The following is a 16532-nucleotide window of genomic DNA, read 5'->3' as shown; positions in this document are numbered from 1 at the left end:
TATCATTGCAAACAGCCATATAATGCTGCATCATTTTTACTCTTAGTCGTTTGTATTGGTGCATAAACATAGTCTTTTGGTAAATAGTGTGCAACTTTCGGCTCGATATATTTAATGAGATTATCTCCTTGTTCAGATATACCGCCCCCAATTAATATAAGCCCTGGATCATACATGACCTGTATTTGGGCAATCCCTTCTGCTACATCTTCTGCCCACTCATTCAATATTTGTTTTGCAATATCATCACCTTCTTCAGCTGCTTCAAACAATACTGGCACATGTGTGCTTCTCGTAAATCCTCCGGCAATCATGCGCTTTTTCAATGCACTCGTTGCAGCACGTTGCTCAAACGTTGTATTTTCAGTTGGACGATACAATAAATACCCAACTTCATTTGCCTTATGAAGCTCACCATTATCAATATGACCTTGATTATTCTTGTACGCACCCCCAATGCCTGTACCAAGCGTCATACAAAAGATCCGTTCTGCTTGATATTGATGTAATTTCAATTCGCCTAGTAATGCAGCGTTTACATCATTTTTTACTTTGACATAAGGAGACAGTGATTTTAATAATCGCTTAAAATTAGTACCTTTATAATTCGGAATGGTTGGCCCTGCGTATACAATTTCGCCTTTTTGTTCATCAACAACGCCTGCTGATGAAATACCTATGACAGGTTGGATCAACTGATATTGCTTCATATATCCTGTTACAATCTCATATACTTTGTCAGTAATAAGCTCACTTTTGTTGTCCGGCGTTGATATTTGTTGATAGTCAAACATATTCAATTGCTTATCAATAACTGCCGATTTAATTTGAGTGCCTCCAATATCGATTGCGATGTAATACACCTTACTCACTCCATTTCTATTGATTTTGAAAAACATTTTCATTAATTATACATAAATATGACTACAATTTTCAAAAAGATATTGTTACATTTTATGATAGCGTTTACAATTATAGCTGTAAACTATATTATCAAATGATTTTTGGAGGGACTTCATAATGAACAAAGATTTAAAAGGTTTATATGCAGCGTTACTCGTTCCTTTTGATGAAAATGGTCAAGTAAATGAACAAGGACTCAAACAAATTGCTCAAAATGCCATTGAAACTGAAGAATTAGACGGTCTTTATGTAAATGGTAGCTCAGGCGAAAACTTTTTATTAAATACAGAGCAGAAGAAGCAAGTTTTCAAAGTTGCCAAAGAGGCAGTTGGGGATAAAGTGAAATTGATTGCTCAAGTAGGTTCGTTAGATTTAAATGAAGCCATTGAACTTGGAAAATATGCCACAGAACTCGGTTATGATGCACTTTCTGCCGTAACACCATTCTACTATCCATTTACTTTTGAAGAAATTAGAGATTACTATTTCGATATTATCGAAGCAACTCAGAACAATATGATTATTTATGCAATACCAGATTTAACAGGTGTGAATATTTCTATTGAACAATTCAGCGAGCTATTTAATCATGAAAAAATTGTTGGTGTTAAATATACAGCGCCAAACTTCTTCCTACTCGAACGTATTAGAAAAGCATTCCCAGACAAATTAATCTTATCTGGCTTTGATGAAATGTTAGTTCAAGCTACGATTTCTGGCGTAGATGGTGCAATTGGTTCTACATATAACGTTAATGGTCGCCGCGCTAGAAAAATCTTCGACTTAGCAAGACAAGGTCAAATTCAAGAAGCTTACCAACTACAACATGATTCAAACGACATTATCGAAACAGTGTTATCAATGGGGATTTATCCAACATTGAAAGAAATATTACGTCATCGTGGCATTGATGCAGGATTACCGAAAAGACCTTTCAAACCTTTTAACGAAGCACATCGACAAACATTAGATCAACTCATTGCAAAATACGATTTATAGACATCAAAGAATCAATACATTGTAAAGGGGATGTTGCCCATGAAAGAAATTGGATTTGGCACACTAAACTGGGTTGCCGTTATCATTTATCTACTAGCTATGTTGTTCATTGGCGTTTATTTTACCAAGCGCGCGAGCCAAAGTACCAATAGTTTCTTTACCGCAAGTGGTCGCTTGCCATCTTGGGTAGTTGGCTTTTCAATTTATGCTACTACGTTAAGTGCGATTACATTTATGTCGACACCAGAGAAAGCATTTTTAACAGATTGGTCATATATCGCTGGTAACATTGCTATCGTCGCAATTATTCCATTACTCATTTATTTCTATGTCCCTTTCTTTAAAAAGTTAAAAGTAACATCAGCATATGAATATTTAGAAGCTAGATTTGGCCCTAGCATACGTGTTATTGGCTCATTATTATTTGTCGTTTACCATTTAGGGCGTGTTGCAATCGTTATCTACTTACCAACATTAGCAATCACATCTGTATCAGACATGAACCCTTATATCGTTGCATCACTCGTTGGTTTACTATGTATTTTATATACATTTTTAGGTGGATTCGAAGGTGTGGTTTGGAGTGATTTCATTCAAGGCGTCATTTTATTAGGCGGCGCTTTAGTTATCATTATTCTAGGTGTTATGAACATTAAAGGCGGTTTTGGCACTGTCTTTGCAGATGCGATTGAGCACAAAAAATTAATTAGTGCAGACAATTGGAAACTAAATACTGCGGCAGCTGCCATTCCAATTATTTTCCTAGGAAATATTTTCAACAACTTGTATCAATACACAGCGAGTCAAGACGTCGTGCAGCGTTATCAAGCTTCTGATAGTTTAAAAGAAACAAATAAATCGTTATGGACAAATGGTATCCTAGCTTTAATTTCAGCCCCCTTATTTTATGGTATGGGTACAATGCTGTATTCATTTTATACACATGAAGCTGTTTTACCAAAAGGCTTCAATACATCATCTGTAGTGCCATATTTCATTTTGACTGAGATGCCACCATTTGTAGCAGGATTACTTATTGCAGCCATTTTCGCCGCTGCACAGTCTACCATTTCATCTAGTTTAAATTCTATATCTGCTTGTATTTCAATCGACATTAAGCAACGCTTCTTCGGAAAAGGTAGCGAGCGACACGAAGTTAACTTTGCACGTTTCATTATCATCATTGCAGGTATTTTCGGTTTTGGAATGTCACTATACTTAATTGCTTCTAATTCAAATGACTTATGGGATTTATTCTTGTTTGTGACTGGATTATTCGGCGTTCCATTGGCTGGTGTATTTGCAGTTGGTATTTTCACTAAACGTACGAATACATTCGGTGTTATTTGTGGATTAATATTGGGTATCATCTTTGCTTATGTCTATAATGGTGTTGGCAAAGGTAACTCACCTTTCTATGTATCTACCATTTCATTTACAGTTGCTTTTGTCTTTGCTTATATACTTAGCTTCATTGTCCCTTCAAAACATAAAAAAGATATAACGGGATTAACAATTTTTGAAAAAGATAAACCATCAACATACATTTCAAAAACGGCTACGAAAAAGTAGATTGTTATGATAAAACCCCGTCACTAAGTTATGATGCGCTGTTGCGCCAACTTGGTGACGGGGTTTTGATGTTGTTATGAATTTAATTTAGGTACTTCGATTAAATTATAATACTAGGCCAATGATTGATCCTGAAATGATAGAAGCTAGAGTTGAACCAAGTAGCAACCTCATTGCAAAGGATGCAACTTTTTCTCCTTGTTTATCACTAATGCCTTTAATTGAACCTACGATGATACCAACCGTACCAAAATTAGCGAAGCTTACTAAGTAAACTGAAATGATACCTTGTGTTCGAGCTGATACATCACCCAGGACATTTTTAAAATCAAGCATTGCTACAAACTCATTTGTAATTAATTTAGTCGCCATTAAAGAGCCAGCTGGAACAGCTTCGCTCCATGGAATCCCCATTAAGAATGCGATTGGTGCAAACACATAGCCAATAAGCTGTTTAAAGTTCAAACCAACACTACCAAACATGATATTAATTGCTTCCATTAATGAAATAAATGCTAACAACATTACGGCTACTACAACAGCGATTTTAAACCCATCCATCGCACTATCACCAATCATTTGGAAAAAGGCAACTTTCTTAGGTTTTCCTGTTTTTCCATTCACTGATTTCGTTTCCGTTGATTTAGTTAAGTTATCAATTTCAACATCACTATCATCAGATTTATAGGGATTGATTACACTGGCGATGATAAGCGCACTAAAAATATTTAACATTACAGCTGTAACTACGAACTTGGGCTCAATCATCTGCATATATGAACCCAACATTGCCATACTAACAGCACTCATACCAGACGTCGCAATTGTATATAATTTCGCTCTAGATAATCTCGGAATAATATCTTTTATTGTTAAATATACTTCTGGTTGTCCAAACATTGCTGTTGAAATAGCAAAGTAACTTTCTAAGCGCCCCATTCTCGTTATTTTATTAATAGCGATACCTACATATTTGATAATAAATGGTAATACCTTAATATAATTAAAAATGCCTATTAATACAGAAATGAACACTAATGGCAGCAACACATTTAAAAAGAACGTAAAGCCATTTTTATTTTGTATATCTCCAAAAACAAAGTTTATACCTGCTTTACTAACATTTATTAACCCTTCAAAAAATGAGCCTAATGCAGTTAAGATTGTTAAACCAATCGTTGTGTTCATCATAAATAACACAATCAACACTTGAATAAATATCATTATTAACGTCTTTTTGAAGTCTATGTTTTTACGATCAAAACTGAATAAAAACGCAACAAATAGTGCAAATGCTATCCCTGTGATAGCGAATAAAATATTCATGTATCATCACCTACAATAATTTATTAACAGCGACAGCAATTTTAGCACCCAACGCCGCATTGTTTTCAACAAGTTTTATATTTGCTGCTAAACTTTTACCATTCGTTTTTTCTACAATTTTCCCTAACAAGAACGGTGTGGCGTCCTTACCTTTAATACCTTGATTTTCCGCTTCAACAACAGCTTCATTTATGATTGCCTCAATATATGCTTTTGATAAGGCATGCTCATATGGAATTGGATTAGCAACAACAATGCCACCTTCAAGATTTAACTGCTGTTTTGTTAAATGAATGTCAGCAAGTCGTTCTGGCGTTTCAACCGAACTTGTTAACTTAACACCGCTTTCGCGAGTGAAGAATGCTGGCAATTCATTCGTTTGATATCCAATAACTGGAACGCCTTTTGTTTCTAAATACTCCATCGTCTTAGGTAAGTCTAAAATTGATTTGGCACCTGCACAGATAACAGTGACATTTGTTTTAGACAGTTCTTCTAAGTCTGCTGAAATGTCCATCGTATGTTCTGCACCTTTATGGACGCCCCCAATACCTCCTGTAACAAAAAATTGAATACCAGCCATTGCAGCACATATCATCGTCGTCGCTACAGTAGTAGCACCAACACACTTCATCGCAACAACTTCTGCTAAATCCCTTCTAGATACTTTAGCAACGTCTTTACTAGTTGCCAGTATTTCTAAATCTTCGCTTTCTAAACCAATTTTAATTTTGCCATCTATAATGGCTATGGTTGCTGGAATGGCACCATTATTCCTGATAATTTGCTCTACTGTTGTTGCCATTTCAACATTTTGTGGGTACGGCATACCATGCGATATAATTGTTGATTCTAATGCTACAATCGGTTGATTGTTCTCCAGTGCTTGCTGAACTTCTCGAGAATACTCAATATACTTTTGTAAATTTGCCATTTTTATAATCCTCCATATCGTGATAAAGTTGCTGTTGATCTAGGTTTTGCCTAACTGTATATTTCGTTTCTATCGTTTTCTTTGCGTTAACCATACCAGCAATTAATATATCTTCAGTAGACATCCCATTTAACCAGCTATACACTACTGCAGCACAGAATGAATCGCCTGCACCTGTAACATCTTTCACACTATTTGATGGCATAACTGACTTAATGATTTCTTCCTCACCACTTCGATAAATGAGTTCTTTCACGCCATTTGTCACAATAACATTTTTAACACCTAAATCATTCCAGCGTTTAGCAGCTATTTTTAAATCATCAGTAGATTCTATTTTTAAATTTAAGTATGTTTCTGTTTCATCTTTATTCGTGATAATCCAATCAATAGCATGTAATGAATCAGGCATATTTTTCATTTTTGGAGAAGAAACCGTGGTGATAACTAATTTGATTTGATGTTTCGTGGTATAGGCACATAAGAAGTTTAATGCCTCTTTGCCTAAATTCAAATCGACAATAATGCACTTAGCCTTTTTCAATAAGTGTGAACGCTTAATTAAAAATTCAGGCGTAATGTAGTCAAACACTTCCATATCTGCTAAGCCATATGTCATGTCGCCTTCTTTACTAATTAAAGCTGTATATGAACCTGTACTCGCATTTTCAAATTGTTGAACATGATCCAAATTCATAAATGGTGTGGACAATCGTTTAATCATTTCCCATTCACTATCTTGTCCACTAGCAGATAAAAAAGCGACCGTTTCGCCAAGCCTACCTAAGTTCTCAGCAATATTTCTTGCTACGCCACCAATAGAGCGTGTTGACGTTACAGGATTTGATGTTTCTGCAACTAAATTTTTATGCACATAAAACTTACGATCTACATTCGCTGCGCCAATACAAACAATAGGATAATCTTCATTTAAAACATATGCCTTTCCCATAACATATTCCTTTTGTATTAATCCTGAAATAATGTTTGCTACGCTGGGTCTAGATAATCCAATTGCCTCAGCAAGTTCACGTTGTGAAATAAACGGATTATCTTTAATTCTTTTTAAAATTTCTTTCTCAGAATCGCTCATAACATCCCTCCTCATATTGACTTAAAATACTTGAATCAGTGAATTCACAAAAATATCGTAGCATGCTGTTATTTCTGTTGTAAACGCTTACATTTACCGTTATATCAATGATATTTGTTTATAAAATACGCATAATTTCGTAAAAAGTAAGTTCATTCCATCGTGTAAAAGGTACTTGAGAAAATGATAAATGTTTATACAGTATGATATTTGTCGACAATAAATTATGACATTTTTATGTCTTATATTTTTCTATAAAAAAACGTGACTCATTATCGACTGTTACATCGACTGAATCACGTTACTATGTTTTATTTGTTTTTACTATTCAATATGATGATGCTATGCGTCTACTGCACCTCGATTAATCATGTCTTGCTTAGTAACAATTGGATATTTTTTAAATACAATTGAACCAAGATAACCTGCAAGCGCACCTACAATCGCCATTACTACACCATAAATCACAATTGTCGTCGGATGATTAAATCCAAACATAACTAAAAATCCTGCAATCGGTGTAGCTGTACCTGTCGCATCGTTAATTAAACCTGACATAGCAATAATTAAACCAGCAATCGCACCACCAAAGAAATTTGTAATATAGATTGGAATTGGATTGGCTGATACAATATCTGCTTGTGATAAAGGTTCAATACTTACTGCAATCGTAGACTTACGATCACCTAATTTTAAGCGATGGAATAGCGTCCCATTCATAAATGCCGAACTAAATGCTGCCATGGCACCAATAGCCATAGGTACACCCGTTAAACCTAATAATGCTGTCAATGCCATTGAACTCAATGGCGCTGTACCGACAACCGTGATAATACCACCTAAAATGATACCCATGATAATTGGATTCGTATTCGTACTACTTTGGATAATATCACCTATTCGAATCAATGTACTATTCACTACTGGCGTTAATAATACTGCAATAAGACGAGCTAATGGCGCTAAGATGACAATCGATCCAATTAAGTCGACACCATCCGGCACATATTTCTCTGTATATTTCATCACATATCCAATCATATAACCCGCAAAGAAACCTGGTAATAAATCCATACCACCGCACGCGGCTGCTATAACTAATGCATATACTGGTGACACACCGATAGCTAATGCTGTTAATCCAGCGGCAGCGACACCACCTAGACCTCCCGCAGCGTCTCCTAGCTCTTCTAAAAATTTAATACCGAATACTTCGCCACCAACATATTTATTAAATGCTTCTACTAAAAATGTTGCGATTGCTGCATTAGCTAATGCTCCCATGGCACGCATACCATTAGGTGCTTTATATGTAAATAATGTAAAAATCACTAAGACCAAAAATAAAAATAAAGTACCTATCAATAAATCCATAACCATTGACCCCCATTACGATAATTTTATATTCAATCCCCATATTTAAATATTGAATACTTAGAGGCCATTTTACTACAAAAAATATTATATTTCACGGAATATTTCTAATTTTCGATAATAATTATTATTAATTGAATGTGAAAGTTTATTCAAATAATACATAAACATAAAAATACCGGCACATGATGTACCGGCTTAATAAAACTATTCTACTGTTTCATTTTCAAGATTAAGGACGCCATCTTTCATATGATATGAACGATCACAATATGCTTTAAGTCGTTCATCATGTGTAACAATAATACATGCTTTCTTTCTTTGTTTGGCTTGATCACGTAGAATTTTAATGACTTCAATCGCATTTTCAGTATCTAACGCCGCGGTAGGTTCATCCGCTAAAATAATCGACGGATTCGTATATAACGCTTTAGCTATCGCCACACGTTGTTTCTGACCACCTGAAATTTCTGAAGGTAACTTATTAAGCAATGAAGTTAGCCCTAATTGTGACATAAGTTGCTGATAGTCTTCATTAGACATAACATTCTTATTTTTCTTTTTCAATAATGTAAATTGTTGCTTTACCGTTAAAAATGGCACAAGGTTTGTAGCTTGTAAAATAAAACCTATTTCAGACATTCTAACTTTTGCCAATGCTTTTTGCTTCATTGTCGTAATATCTTGGTTATTGATTAAAATGTGCCCAGATGTCGGCGTTTGTAAAGCACCTGCCATAGTTAGAAATGTACTTTTACCAGAGCCAGAAGGTCCAACCAATGCTATAATATCACCTTTATTTATCTCAAAATTTGTATCTTTAACCGCTTCAATGTTACGATTCCCATCTTTAAATGACTTTGTTACATTTTCAAATTTCAACATTTGCTACACCTCCTACCCAATCGCCTTTAACGGATCTATTTTTCTAATTGTTAAAATGGAGAATAAACTTCCTAATACAGAGACAATCATTAACACAATTGCAAATACGAGTAATGTTAGTACATCGAATTTGATAGGTACTGCATCAGGTAAAAATGCACCTGTAACGCCTGTTAACAGTAAGCCAAATGCCGTACCAAATAATGCTAATATGAGCGTCTGCGAAATAACTACGTTCGCTAAATAGCCATTCGTAAATCCTTGAGCCTTTAATATGCCAAATAAACTTGTTTTTTGTAATGTCATGACATATAAGAAAATGCCTATAACTGTAGCTGAAATGACAAATAAGAATGAAATCATAAAGTTTAATGTTAAGTTCTGTGGTTTATAACCTGGTAAATTTTCAATAAAGTCATTAATACTTACCGCTTCAAGCTCTTGGTTTAATTTTTTGTCTTTCCAATTTGTATCACGTACAACAACTGCATTAATTTTATCTCCAGTCAATCTAGGATTGATCTTGGCAATGGTAGCGTCATTCGTGAAAATGACTGGTGACGCATTATATTTTGCACTTTCTGTAAAACCTACGATATGCAATTTTTCATCTGATTGAGATAGTGATAATGTGTCGCCAATTTTAAATCCTTTATTTTTAAGTGTTTCATCAGCTAACACTTCATTATCTTTAGTCGCTTTATGCCCTTCTATTAAACTCGGAACTAAAAATGATGACTTTTCAACACCGAACACTAAAACATTGTCTTTTTGATGGCCATTAGACACAATTTCCCCTGTTTGCTTCAAAGTAGCTTGCTTCTTGTATTTATTTTCAATATCTTTCTTGTTAAAAACAGATTGTTGCACAGTTTGATTGGCATCTTTATTTAGAACAATGGCCTCTGCTTGCCACTTATCAATACCTTCTTTATTCATATTGATAAGACCATTCGCCAATCCAGATAATAAAAATAGCAAGTAACTAATCATCGTTAACACACCAATAATTAGTCCAAACTTCAATTTGTTGCGCCGTATTTCATTCCAAGCTAAAAACATGCATTTCTCTCCCTACTACTATGATTTAAACATTGTTTATATTCTTAGATGCACGTACGTCGTGTTGCGCTCTGTAATGTTATACATACACTTATCCTTCATTATACCCGAACTTTTTATATTAAAAGCAAATTTATGGAAAATGCAATTAATTGTCTATTATTTTTGTACGGTACATTTAAAATTTAAGGATCAATTTAAAAACGCCTACATATACCTTTAAGTACATGTAGACGTCCAATTCATATATTATTTAACTTCGCCTGTTTTAGGATCGAATTGCTTAATAGCATTTTTACGTAATTTATCTTTTGCTTTGTCACTTGCTTTATAGTTATTGTTGTAAATTGTAGCTTCCCAACTACCATACATTGGGTTAGGGAAAATGATATATTTCTTACCGAAATCGTCTTTATGTTTTTCAATTAATGCTTCACGAGATTCAGCTGTAGCTTCTTTTGGATCTGTAAAGTCTAATAAATTATCTCCAAATAGCATGACAAGTTTATGATCCTTTTGAACCATTTGTCTGCGTGATTCTTTACTCTTATCATCTTTACCTTTTAGTAAAATATGACTCTTCTTAGCTTGAGGGATACCTTGTTGTTTTAAGTTCTTTTGTGTTGCCTTTAAATCTTTTTCTTTATCTCTATCAGAAATATAGTAGATATCGACATCTTTTTTGTCAGCATATTTCAAGAATTCTTTTGCGCCATAGACAGGTTTAGCTTTAGCAGCTTGTACCCATTCATGCCAACCTTCTGGGAAAGGTTTATTATGTATTGATGCATAGCCTTGATATGGAGAATTATCTAAAACTGTTTCATCTAAATCCAAAGCAATAGCTAACTTATGTTTACCTTTATTCTTTTTAATCTCTTTATCTAGTTGAACTTTCGCACTGTTATAACCTTGTAAATATAATGCTTTTGCTTCAGCTGAATTTTGATACCAAGCCACTGCCATAATATTTTGATTACCAAGATTCACCTTTTGTGATGCTGGTATAGAAGCTTGTTGCGTTTGTTGAACTTCAGCAGAACTTTTGGCAAACGCTGTAGAATTTGTCGTTTGTGGTGCTGAAACTGTAACCGCTACCGATAATGATGCTATTGCAATATACTTTGAAATTTTATTCATCTTATCACCTCATGATTAATATTTAAAATACAGTTAAAATTATAAATGCATTTATTTAATATTGCTATACTATGAAAAGATATTTAATATTATTTCTTGAAAAGCTAACAAATATGTGAACATTTCATATAAGCATGATTTAATGGGAGACCTATCACATGAGAGAGATTTGTGATTTATCACGTAATAAACTTAAATTCATTTGAGTGACTAGGCCTTCCTATCAGACATATTCACTCATCCACGTATCATTATGTGTACAGTGTGCTATCTCTTATTTACCTATTGGAACAACTATAAACTCATCCATAGTTTACCTTTTATAAATAGCAGTCCTCACTCATACAATTTCTCATAAAAATCACAACGCTCCAACGTATTTCCAACTTATTTTCACTTATTTTAATTCATAAAAACGACACTTTAATTGTCATTATCCAATAATAGCAAGACGTTATTATTGCAATCTTTTTTATAAAATAATAGAATCATAGTATTGTCATTTAAAGATAAAGTAAGAACGTTTTTATTTTTCAGATTTTTTAAATTATTATGAATATCTAGTTTTAGGAAGGAAATTACATTGAAAAAACAAGTTATTATTTCGGGCCTCATGTTATTTTCACTATTTTTTGGAGCCGGAAATTTAATATTCCCGCCCATGCTTGGCCATACAGCGGGTCAAAATATGTGGATTGGTATGCTAGGCTTTGCTCTTACAGGCATATTACTCCCCTTTATTACTGTTATTGTTGTTGCATTTTATGATGAAGGTGTTGAAAGTGTAGGCAATCGTATACATCCATGGTTCGGGTTTATTTTTGCTGTCGTGATTTACATGTCTATCGGAGCATTTTACGGTATTCCACGTGCTGCAAATGTCGCGTACGAAATTGGTACAAGACACATTTTACCTGTGCACAACCAATGGACTTTAATTATATTCGCAGCAATCTTTTTTGCCATCGTTTACTGGATTAGTTTAAATCCATCGAAAATCGTTGATAATTTAGGTAAATTATTAACACCGTTATTACTATTAATGGTCTCTCTATTAAGTATTGCTGTCATTTTCAACCCTGAATCTGCACTAAGTGCACCTAAGGATAAATATATAACACATCCTTTCATTTCAGGAAGTTTGGAAGGCTATTTTACAATGGATCTTGTTGCTGCGTTAGCTTTTTCCGTTGTCATTGTCAATGGCTATAAGTTTAAAGGCCTCACAGATCGCATGAAAATTTTAAAATATGTCTGCTTTTCAGGTCTTATTGCAGCCATATTACTTGGAATGATTTACTTTGCACTTGCATACGTTGGGGCATCAACAGCTCCAGGAAACTTTAAAGATGGTACAGATATATTGACGTACAACTCATTACGAGTATTTGGTTCGTTCGGTAACCTCGTATTTGGAATGACGGTTATCCTTGCATGCCTAACAACATGTATAGGACTCGTCAATGCTTGCGCCACATTTACTAAGAAACACGTACCTAAGTTTTCTTATAAAATATTCGCACTTATTTTCTCTATCATAGGGTTCTTATTTACAACACTTGGTTTAGAAATGATTTTAAAAATTGCTGTCCCATTATTGACATTAATATATCCCGTGTCTATTGCACTTGTACTGATATCATTTGCTAACATGTTTAGCACATTCAGATTCAGTTGGGCCTATCGACTCGCAACTGTTATTACATTGATTATTTCAATTTTACAAATACTAAATAGTTTTAACTTATTACACGGTGTTATTTTGAAATCGTTTATGATGTTACCTTTAGCAGATATCGATTTAGCTTGGCTTGTACCATTCATGCTCTTTGCTATTATCGGTTTCATAATCGATGTATTTATACGCCGTCCGAAACAAGCTACAACTTAATAGACGCATAATCTCCTAGTAATGATCGTCGCATCATTACTAGGTTTTTTTGTATGAAAATCTGTATTTATTCATTGATACTAACTGACGATTAATTATTTTAAAATAAATGATTTGTTAAAAAATCCTAGCTGTTATTCAAAAATATTAGTTTTTAAAATTAATTTTGTGAAATTATTCACAAATAAGACGATTCATAGTATACTCTGATTAACAAATGAAAAGTGAGGATGTCATTGTGAAGGAGAAACATATTAAATGGGATAAAATATTTTATGGGGACGACTGGGTAAATAACGTAGTCGAAACAATAAGAACAAAAGATATATTACAAAGCGTTTATTTAAAACGTTATTTATTACGCGCGATGATGGCAGGATTTATTATCGGGATTATTACGGTCTTCGTATTATCAGTTAAAGCAACACACGAACCAGATTTACCGCCAGGCATTGTGAATATGGCCAGTGCCATTACATTCAGCTTTGCGTTAGTACTCATTTTATTTACAAACTCCGAACTACTAACCAGTAACTTCATGTACTTTACTGTAGGCCTGTATTATAAAGTAATTAAACCGACTAGAGTATTGAAAATATTTTTATTGTGCTTTGCAGGAAATATTTTAGGTGCTGCCATTTTATTTAGTTTCATGCGTTTTTCAAATGTAATGACGCCAGATATGTTAAATCAGTTATCAGCAGTTATTGAGCACAAAACGTTGTCTACTGGTTTTGTAAGTATATTAATGAAAGCGATATTCGCCAATTTCTTTATCAATATTTCATTAGTTATTGCCATGCAAATTGACGATGTACTCGCAAAAATGTTTGTCATGATGTTCGGTGTTACCATATTCGCCTTTATGGGTTATGAACACGTCGTTTACAACAGTTGCTTATTTATGGGTGGTTTAATTTATCAAGTTGATACATTGCACTTCATACCAGCTATTTCGAATATCGCTGCGGCTTTTATCGGTAACTATATTGGAGGAGGACTCATTATAGGTTTATTCTATGCTTACTTGAATGATCATCATCAATTTTATAAAAATAATTAACTCTATTTGAACAATGCGTTAGTCGATGCCTTTAATATTTAGAAGTGCATTGTCTAACGTATTTTTTTAAAGTTCGTCAATGGTTTTTGTCCGATGCTATGAGCATTATCAAATACAAAATGCTCTCTTAAAAGCAGTTATTGACTGAAAATCTACTTCTAAGAGAGCACTTTATTTAATCGGTTAATTTATTAAAAACTAACAGAAATATAATTACTTAAGAAATCTTGAAATTTCAATATACGATGTTTATGATAAGTCGCTTATTTCATCTTTAGGCTTGTTATTAGTAAGTAGTTTAATACCACTGACTAACCATAAAGCAAATGTAATTATGTTACCACTTATTACAGCTCCAATAATCAACAATATACCACTCATTTTTTTGTTTTTAGATGCTTTAAACATACCGATTGCACCTAAAATAATTGAAATGATTCCAAATATGAATAGGAATAAGAATAATACAGTGAAAATTGCTGCTGCTGTTTCTGCATCAACTGGGTCAACCTCACCATTAACTGTTGTTGACACATCTGTAGTCATTACACCTGATGCTGCTAAAACCATCAATAGTAAACTAAATACCGTTGCTAAACCCTGAATAACAATTCCTATTATTGTCATTATTTTGATCGATTTTTCCATTGACTTACTCCTTTATTATTATTTACAAACTTACGTTTGTGTTCTTATATATAAATGTTTAAATTTATATCGTGTTTATTTTAAAAATTATTGTCGCTAAAGCTCATTTACTTTTTGAAACAGGTTAAAAGTTTTAAAGAAAGCCTATGTTAATCTTTTTCCACTTCTACATTTTCATCTTCATAATCTGCTTTATGGTCTTTCATATACTTAATTGGGTCTATTTCTCTATTAATCTCTGCCTTACCATCTTTTATTTCATATGCGAAATAATACATTTTTTCACGATCTTTATATAATTGAATACCAATAACAATGACTTTACCATCTTTATAAACATGTGTATTACTGTCTTCTTGTTTAATGTCTGTTTTAATAGTGTTTTGTACTTTCGAGGCAATTTTATTCATTTGATTCTGTTCTTTGTACACTTTATCAATATCTTTTTGATACTTTTCACCTTTATTAGAACAACCTGCCAATATAATTGCTAACATTAAAAATACTACCAATATTCTTTTCATCATTTTTCTCCTTAGATGGCTGTCATTTTCCACACACTACAATACTGATAATATGCTTTATCATTGTGATGTTTGAACAATGTTTTGCCAATTGTTATCAACTTAAAATTCGTTTAAATGTTTGACGCAAGATTTTGATTAATTATGATATTAAAGTCTTCTTAATATAAACATCTATTTCAGTGTTAATTTACAACTATCTACTGAAAATTATGTCATCATAATAAATTATGCAATAACTATTTGATACCTTTATATTGCTATGTATCTCTAAAAATTGCCTCCTATATATTTATTTAATTCCCAAATATTTAACTATTTATAATTATAGTAAAAAACATTTTAATAGTATATACTTTTCTCATATTTTTTTGATATAAGTTTTAAAAAATAAGTCGATGTGCATCAACTTTATAAAATACACTACAATAACCTTTTCAATTAATGGCAATTTTAAATTTATATCGTGATTTATTAATTAGTTAAACTCATTTATACATATGATGTATGGATACCGAGAAGCTAATAGACTTTTTAAGTTGCAAATAATCTTATCGTTTACCTTCTTCTTTGAGTCAAATGTAAAACTAGGGTGATTTTGCACAGCCTTCTATAACATATATGCTACTCTTGGTCTTTAACATACTTCTCTACTTCTCGAATTTCTTCCATTTCATATTCCGTTTCTGGTAAAACACCAAACTTTTTATACATATAGTAGTTTTCCTTTCCTGATGGACCAAAACCTAATTTAATCCAATCTATATAATCAAACGATACTTTCAAATTACCCTCTCTTGTAAAATCAAATTCACATGATGTCCATGGTTCTAAATCTTCTTCTTTAAATGCGTTTCTTAACTTCTTAAACAATCTATATAAATCCGTCCACAAATCATAAAATACTTTTTCAGAGACATTATACTCTCTAGGGATATATGTGTAATAATTCAATTCATCACTACCTGGTTTAGTATAATTAAAAACGACTTCTCCACCTTCATCATCTACATAAGCAATTGTATATACTTTTTCCCACTCTACTGGTATCATCCCACTAATCTCATTCGCAATCTCGTTGTACATTTGACTTAATTTTTCTTCGAAAGTCATGTTAT

16 protein-coding genes are annotated in these 16532 nt (G+C 33.1%); 5 read left to right on the top strand and 11 right to left on the bottom strand.

Going from position 1 to position 16532, the window contains the following annotated elements:
* Window positions 1-2: 2 nt before the first annotated feature.
* Window positions 3-863, bottom strand: coding sequence for an ROK family protein (locus tag IDG66_RS06810; protein ID WP_000291445.1), 861 nt, complete (start codon window positions 861-863; stop codon window positions 3-5).
* A gap of 157 nt (window positions 864-1020) precedes the next feature.
* Here IDG66_RS06810 and IDG66_RS06805 point away from each other — a divergent pair, with 157 nt between their 5' ends.
* Entirely contained in the window at window positions 1021-1902 is an 882-nt protein-coding gene (locus IDG66_RS06805; RefSeq protein WP_001030738.1) for an N-acetylneuraminate lyase, read from the top strand.
* 39 nt (window positions 1903-1941) lie between these two features.
* Entirely contained in the window at window positions 1942-3474 is a 1533-nt protein-coding gene (locus tag IDG66_RS06800) for a sodium:solute symporter family protein (protein ID WP_000658552.1), read from the top strand.
* 105 nt (window positions 3475-3579) lie between these two features.
* On the opposite strand, the gene IDG66_RS06795 is transcribed toward IDG66_RS06800, so the two are convergent.
* The 4 genes from IDG66_RS06795 to IDG66_RS06780 all read right to left on the bottom strand — a co-directional run bounded on the left by IDG66_RS06795 (window position 3580) and on the right by IDG66_RS06780 (window position 8159).
* Complete coding sequence (locus tag IDG66_RS06795; RefSeq protein WP_001022971.1) at window positions 3580-4800, bottom strand: NupC/NupG family nucleoside CNT transporter; 1221 nt, start codon at window positions 4798-4800, stop codon at window positions 3580-3582.
* Between the two features lie 10 nt (window positions 4801-4810).
* Window positions 4811-5734 carry a pseudouridine-5'-phosphate glycosidase gene (locus IDG66_RS06790; RefSeq protein WP_000002056.1) on the bottom strand — a complete coding sequence of 308 codons (924 nt, stop codon included), beginning with the start codon at window positions 5732-5734 and terminating at the stop codon, window positions 4811-4813.
* A complete protein-coding gene (locus IDG66_RS06785; RefSeq protein ID WP_001283977.1) occupies window positions 5709-6827 on the bottom strand; it encodes a carbohydrate kinase in 1119 nt (372 codons plus the stop codon). Before IDG66_RS06785 ends, IDG66_RS06790 begins: the two co-directional genes overlap by 26 nt.
* Before the next feature lie 342 nt (window positions 6828-7169).
* Window positions 7170-8159 (bottom strand): PTS sugar transporter subunit IIC, encoded by a 990-nt coding sequence (locus tag IDG66_RS06780; RefSeq protein ID WP_223181135.1) that lies wholly within the window; start codon window positions 8157-8159, stop codon window positions 7170-7172.
* Here IDG66_RS06780 and IDG66_RS14170 point away from each other — a divergent pair.
* Complete coding sequence (locus IDG66_RS14170; RefSeq protein WP_011446983.1) at window positions 8110-8250, top strand: hypothetical protein; 141 nt, start codon at window positions 8110-8112, stop codon at window positions 8248-8250. The two genes, IDG66_RS06780 and IDG66_RS14170, sit on opposite strands and share 50 nt — an antisense overlap.
* A gap of 158 nt (window positions 8251-8408) precedes the next feature.
* Here the strand turns inward: IDG66_RS14170 and IDG66_RS06775 are convergent, their stop codons facing one another.
* From IDG66_RS06775 to IDG66_RS06765, 3 genes are all read right to left on the bottom strand, one after another.
* Window positions 8409-9086, bottom strand: coding sequence for an ABC transporter ATP-binding protein (locus tag IDG66_RS06775; protein ID WP_000911019.1), 678 nt, complete (start codon window positions 9084-9086; stop codon window positions 8409-8411).
* Between the two features lie 12 nt (window positions 9087-9098).
* Window positions 9099-10148 (bottom strand): ABC transporter permease, encoded by a 1050-nt coding sequence (locus IDG66_RS06770; protein WP_032099357.1) that lies wholly within the window; start codon window positions 10146-10148, stop codon window positions 9099-9101.
* Window positions 10149-10397: 249 nt separating this feature from the next.
* Window positions 10398-11288, bottom strand: a complete 891-nt coding sequence (locus IDG66_RS06765; protein WP_001033885.1) for a 5'-nucleotidase, lipoprotein e(P4) family — start codon at window positions 11286-11288, stop codon at window positions 10398-10400.
* A 583-nt stretch (window positions 11289-11871) separates the two neighbouring features.
* Here IDG66_RS06765 and brnQ2 point away from each other — a divergent pair.
* Entirely contained in the window at window positions 11872-13179 is a 1308-nt protein-coding gene (gene brnQ2 / locus IDG66_RS06760; protein ID WP_000745112.1) for a branched-chain amino acid transport system II carrier protein BrnQ2, read from the top strand.
* A 238-nt stretch (window positions 13180-13417) separates the two neighbouring features.
* Window positions 13418-14242: a formate/nitrite transporter family protein gene (locus IDG66_RS06755; RefSeq protein WP_000659770.1), complete on the top strand. Its 825-nt coding sequence runs from the start codon at window positions 13418-13420 to the stop codon at window positions 14240-14242.
* 249 nt (window positions 14243-14491) lie between these two features.
* Here IDG66_RS06755 and IDG66_RS06750 read toward each other — a convergent pair whose 3' ends face one another.
* The 3 genes from IDG66_RS06750 to IDG66_RS06740 form a co-directional block, all read right to left on the bottom strand.
* On the bottom strand, window positions 14492-14890 hold the full coding sequence (locus tag IDG66_RS06750; protein WP_000415663.1) for a DUF4064 domain-containing protein: 399 nt from the start codon (window positions 14888-14890) through the stop codon (window positions 14492-14494).
* Between the two features lie 149 nt (window positions 14891-15039).
* A complete protein-coding gene (locus tag IDG66_RS06745) occupies window positions 15040-15414 on the bottom strand; it encodes a DUF4467 domain-containing protein (RefSeq protein ID WP_000822161.1) in 375 nt (124 codons plus the stop codon).
* 624 nt (window positions 15415-16038) lie between these two features.
* Window positions 16039-16527: a TIGR01741 family protein gene (locus IDG66_RS06740; protein ID WP_000142090.1), complete on the bottom strand. Its 489-nt coding sequence runs from the start codon at window positions 16525-16527 to the stop codon at window positions 16039-16041.
* Window positions 16528-16532: the final 5 nt, after the last annotated feature.

This window comes from Staphylococcus sp. EG-SA-18, from assembly GCF_017151825.1.
Taxonomy (GTDB): domain Bacteria; phylum Bacillota; class Bacilli; order Staphylococcales; family Staphylococcaceae; genus Staphylococcus; species Staphylococcus aureus.
The sequence above is the reverse complement of the archived record's forward strand: the minus strand, read 5'-3'. Positions and strand labels throughout refer to the sequence as shown.